Below are 5,201 nucleotides of genomic sequence, written 5' to 3' on the forward strand. Positions count from 1 at the left end.
ATACTTCTTTATGAATATCAATAATCTTTATTAATTTTAAAAGACAATTAGAGAACTCCACATAAAGAAATGCTCTTCGGTCATTCTGTAAGTAGCAAGCTACAGCATGACAACACAGGATCATTTATTTTGTGGCTTACTCTTAAGGGTGGGGAAACCCCACCCCTACAATTAATCTCTAATTTCTTGACCAGTATTCCTTAATAATATAGGCTCCCTGATTTATCCAAAATTGGATGACTATGTACCAAAAAGTATTTGACCGTTTTGAATAGCAATAAATTTAAGTCTTAATGGTCCGGCTGTAAATGTATTGTCGGCTGCGATCGCTTTAATTTCTACAGGCTGGTCATATTGTTGTAATTGGGACAAAAACCGCAAAAATGTACTGTCAACCTGAATATCGTCCAAAATACCTGCATTTCGAGCGCGAAACTGGGAAGCGGAGATTAATAAATCAAGTCTTTGCCTCAATTGATATGAAGTCATTGTTTTTGGGTCTGCACTTGTCGCTGCTAAAATTTCACCAGCCTTAAATACAATTTGATTGACTGAAGCATCGGTAAAAAATTCAATGCGTTTTTCGCCACGTACATAGTTTCCAGCCGAAAAGACACGGACGACGTACTGACGACCATCACTTATTTGTTTGCTTAATTGCTGAATCCGTTCGGGAGTGATTTGTAATATTTTAAAATCGGGGGGTAGATTGCTGCCAGGTTCGCTTAATCTAGAGACGACATTCCGATTAGCTTCTTCTAGTAGTTTAATTGCGGCTTGAGGCGCTCCTTCGGGTTGCTGAACGCTAACAACAGCCGAGGCTATCATTTGTCCCCGCACTATTGCCAATTTGCCCAGACGCAGGTCGCGGAAAGATTGGTAGTATTGTTCTAAACGAGTGACTTCTTCTTCGAGATAGCCTTGTTGGGTTTCGAGTTCCTTCAACCGGGATTCGCGCTGGGCAATTATTTGTTCCCGTGCGGTAACTTCAATATTGCGCTTCTGAATCAAGTTATCAAGTTGGGCAATTTTGCGATCGCGATATTCGATTGCGTCTTTGCGCTTTTGTAATTCGCGATCGCGCTTTTGGATTGCGCTTTTGGCTTCGTCGATGGCTAATTTAGCCACACTGAACAGTCTCTGACTCTCTAGCTTTTGCTGTACTATCTCCTCCTGAAGTTTTTTACGCTCATCGTAGACGCTTTGCAACTGGGATATTGCTTGTTGGTACTGGGCTACAACTTGTCCGAGTCGGCTTTGGGTTGAGCGCAGTTGATTTTGGGTTTTAGCTTGTAAGTCAATCGTGCGGTTAAGTGCAGTTTGGGTTTCTTTCTGCTTTTTGTTGGCATCTTGCAGGTTCTTGTTGGTACTTTCCAAGCGCTTCTGAGCTTCTGCTTCTTGAGTTTTAGCTTGATTAAGTTCCCCCGTAACCTGATTAATCTGAGTTTCGGCTCCCTTAAGTTGTTCGCGCTTGCGACGCAAATCTTTTTGGATATTCTCCAACTCAAATACACCTTTTCGCAATCCACCATCAGCAAGGAATAGAATACCTAGTGTTGATGCTGAAATCCCAATACCCGTCAAAATAGTGACTAATACCGCCGTTTTTTTGGGACGCAGGTTAAAGAGTGAGAGTCGCTTTTTGCCAACCCGTGTGCCGATGCGATCGCCAACGGTGGCAATAAAGCCTCCCAAAATCAGAATTGCTGTAATCAGGATGTACGCGGTGGTCATTGTCGCCTACCGAAACCTTTCCACATACAGCCTACTACTTCTAAACCAGTCGCGTGGGGGATTAGATGGCAATATCCGAATGTACTCAATTTAGAGATTTACCTCCACTATTGATGGGCTATAAAAGGAAACAGGCACTATAAATGACTAACTAATGCTAGCTTATAGCCGCCTAACGATTGAATACAAAAATTTGCCACCTCAATTCCCCCAACTACTTTTTCAGTAAATTGGCTGAAAATTTAAGTTGCCTAAGTAAATTGGCGACTTAAGGTAACAGGTTTATGGACAGTAATTTTCTTCTTGTGGATTGAAATCATCTTCTTTTCCCGCAAGTCACCCAGCAAGCGGGTAACGGTGACACGAGTCGAACCGATAGCCTCAGCTATAGCTTGATGCGATAATTTCAGATCGACTGTGATGCCATCCGCACAAGGAACGCCAAAATCGCGGCAAAGAATTAACAAAAAGCTGACTAATCTCGAACCCATGTCGCGATGAGCCAACGTTTCAATCATCATCTCTGTTTGTAATATCCGCGAGGACAAACCCCGCAGCATTAACATCGACAATTCTGGATTTTCCTTTAGCGCTTGTTCTACTTGCTCAATGGGGGCAGACAGCAATTCTACAGGGGTAAATGCCACCGCGTGGTAAAACCTGTCCGACTTGTTTCCCGTTAGTAGGGACAAAACACCAAATACACTATTTTCCCGTAGCAGCGCCACCGTTATTTCTTCTCCCGCTTCGTACACCCTGGAGAGCTTTACTGCACCTTTGAGAAGAAAATAAACTCGTTCAGCAGGATCGCCGGGAAAAAAGATGGTCTTATTACGTTCAAACGTCTCCACAACAGGTGGAAACGCCCCAGTCGCCATCTGACGAAATACGTTTGCGAGGGCTTTGTCTTGTGTCACGATCATCTCCCTTCCCCTACCCAATGCCGGAAAATTAAAACAGATTACCTAAGAATACACTTGAAAAATCAATATTACATTGTCAACCTTTTTGTACTTTCCTATACTCAACCTCGCTTTATCAAGGTTTACAAAGACTATTTGTTCACAATGATACATAATTTTTGGTCTTTACGGCTACTACTTTTTGATAACTATTTACAAAAACTTCTGATGCAAAGGTTTGATTAAGAAAAAGCCCTGGTAATTAAGGAATTTCTTAAGGAATAAGTAGGATTTTTAATTCTGCGTCATTCGTCGTTAGTTATTGGTTCATGATTATTAGTTTTTAGTTGTTTGTCAAGTCAAAAAAACACATGTTAAAAAACAAGCTACAAAACCACTAAAGGAGGAGAGAGATGACTCTTTGACTACTTCTACTTATGCAGTAATTCTGGAACTGTCGGTTCTGCAAATGCTTAATAATTAAGGAAAAACCCTCCATCTTCAAGGTAAAATACTGAGGCAGAATAAACTAATGAGTAATCATATAGATACCCAAAAAGCTGGCTATCTCAGGGGAGCAAAAATGAATAATCTATCCATATTTACCGATTTGTTCTGTGTTGACAAGAATATTAGACACAAAAAAGAACCGGAAAGAAAGACAAAATTTACCTGAGATTCTAGTATGCTCTAACTGATGCGATCGCTTTTAGGGTTGTGCGTTATGCAATCCCATAACCTCTTTTGTGGAGAATCGCGTTCACGGGAACCGTAAGATTATCGTTTGAAGAATATATATGCTAGACCTAACCGGAAAAAATGCCCTTGTCACAGGAATTGCCAATAACCGTTCGATCGCTTGGGGAATAGCCCAACAATTACACAAAGCGGGAGCAAATTTAGGGATTACTTACCTACCCGACGAGAAAGGCAGAATGGAGAAAAAAGTTGCCGAACTCGTTGAACCCCTAAACCCCAGCTTGTTTCTTCCTTGTAATGTGCAAAACGATGAGCAAATTCAATCGACTTTTGCCACCATTGGCGAAAAATGGGACAAGCTTGATATACTCATTCACTGTCTAGCTTTCGCTGGTAAGGATGACTTGACTGGGGATTTTAGTCAAACATCGCGATTGGGTTTTAACACAGCACTAGAAATTAGTACCTACTCCCTCGTTCAGCTAGCTGGTGCAGCAAAACCATTAATGACTGAAGGTGGAAGTATTGTCACCCTGACTTACTTGGGTGGTGTGCGTGCCATTCCCAATTATAATGTCATGGGTGTTGCCAAAGCTGGACTTGAATGCAGTGTCCGTTATCTAGCTTCCGAACTCGGACAAAATAATATTCGCGTCAATGCTATCTCGGCTGGTCCAATTCGCACCTTAGCATCGAGCGCTGTTGGTGGTATTTTAGACATGATTCACCACGTCGAAGCGGTAGCACCTCTACGTCGCACTGTCACCCAAATCGAAGTCGGTAATACCGCAGCTTTTTTGTGTAGCGATTTGTCGAGTGGAATCACTGGGCAAGTGCTATATGTTGATGCCGGGTATGAAATTATGGGAATGTGATGGTTCAAGATAGGAGTTAGGGTTTAGGAATCATGGGCTAGATATTCAGGGTTAAAAACTCAAAACTTCTCAATCTCAATTCATTACTTTTAACTCTTAACTCTTAAATTTTTTAGAGACGACCCACCGGGTCGTCTCTACCTTATAATTTATAATTTATAATTCATAATTCATAATTCATAATTCATAATTTATAACTTCCTAATTACCATGCAAACTATATCCTCTCACCCTGAAGTATCAAATTTAGCCCCACGTATCGCCTCAGTAAGTCGCACTACTGGGGAAACTGACGTAAAAGTAACTATCAACCTGGATGGAACCGGAGCCTGCCATGCTGATACTGGTATTCCTTTTCTCGACCACATGCTACATCAAATCTCTTCCCACGGTTTAATTGATTTGGATGTACGTGCTACTGGTGATTTACATATCGATGACCATCACACTAATGAAGATGTGGGTATTACCCTTGGACAAGCACTTTACAGAGCATTAGGTGATAAAAAAGGTATTGTGCGCTTTGGCAACTTTCTTGCACCCCTTGATGAAGCTTTAGTCCAAATTGCCTTAGACTTTTCTGGTCGTCCGCACCTGAGTTATGGTCTACAGATTCCTACGCAGCGAGTGGGAACATATGACACTCAGTTAGTGCGCGAATTTTTTGTTGCCCTTGTCAATCACAGCCAAATGACGTTACACATTCGCCAACTAGATGGTATTAATTCACACCACATTATCGAAGCCACATTCAAGGCATTTGCGCGTTCTATGCAAATTGCGATCGCAATCGATCCTCGTCGTGGTGGTGTCATTCCTAGTTCCAAAGGCGTTTTGTAGAGGGAAAATACCAAATGATATTGTAGAGCGACAAATTATTTGTCATAAATACTAGAGAGCCAGAAACACTTAGTTTATAGAACAACACGGTATGCGTAAAACTCAGTCACTTTAGTGCTGAGATATAAGCGACACGGGCGATTTTAATCGC

Annotated in this window: 5 protein-coding genes; 3 read left to right on the plus strand and 2 right to left on the minus strand. The window is 41.6% G+C overall.

The genetic code is table 11. The features are described 5' to 3' along the window. Positions 1-240: 240 nt before the first annotated feature. A complete protein-coding gene (locus CK510_RS25905; protein ID WP_095724412.1) occupies positions 241-1,734 on the minus strand; it encodes a DUF3084 family protein in 1,494 nt (497 codons plus the stop codon). A gap of 251 nt (positions 1,735-1,985) precedes the next feature. Continuing rightward, positions 1,986-2,657 carry a global nitrogen regulator NtcA gene (gene ntcA / locus CK510_RS25910; protein WP_095724413.1) on the minus strand — a complete coding sequence of 224 codons (672 nt, stop codon included), beginning with the start codon at positions 2,655-2,657 and terminating at the stop codon, positions 1,986-1,988. 511 nt (positions 2,658-3,168) lie between these two features. Between ntcA and CK510_RS33035 the strand changes: the two genes are divergently transcribed. The 3 genes from CK510_RS33035 (at position 3,169) to hisB (ending at position 5,050) form a co-directional block, all read left to right on the plus strand. Next, a complete protein-coding gene (locus CK510_RS33035; protein ID WP_211293307.1) occupies positions 3,169-3,312 on the plus strand; it encodes a hypothetical protein in 144 nt (47 codons plus the stop codon). Between the two features lie 121 nt (positions 3,313-3,433). Next, the gene (fabI, locus tag CK510_RS25915) at positions 3,434-4,210 is read left to right on the plus strand and encodes an enoyl-ACP reductase FabI (protein WP_095724414.1); all 777 of its coding nucleotides are present in this window, start codon (positions 3,434-3,436) and stop codon (positions 4,208-4,210) included. Positions 4,211-4,420: 210 nt separating this feature from the next. Then, positions 4,421-5,050: an imidazoleglycerol-phosphate dehydratase HisB gene (gene hisB, locus CK510_RS25920; RefSeq protein ID WP_095724415.1), complete on the plus strand. Its 630-nt coding sequence runs from the start codon at positions 4,421-4,423 to the stop codon at positions 5,048-5,050. Positions 5,051-5,201 lie beyond the last annotated feature (151 nt).

The organism is Brunnivagina elsteri CCALA 953 (assembly GCF_002289455.1).
In the GTDB taxonomy this organism is placed as follows: domain Bacteria; phylum Cyanobacteriota; class Cyanobacteriia; order Cyanobacteriales; family Nostocaceae; genus Brunnivagina; species Brunnivagina elsteri.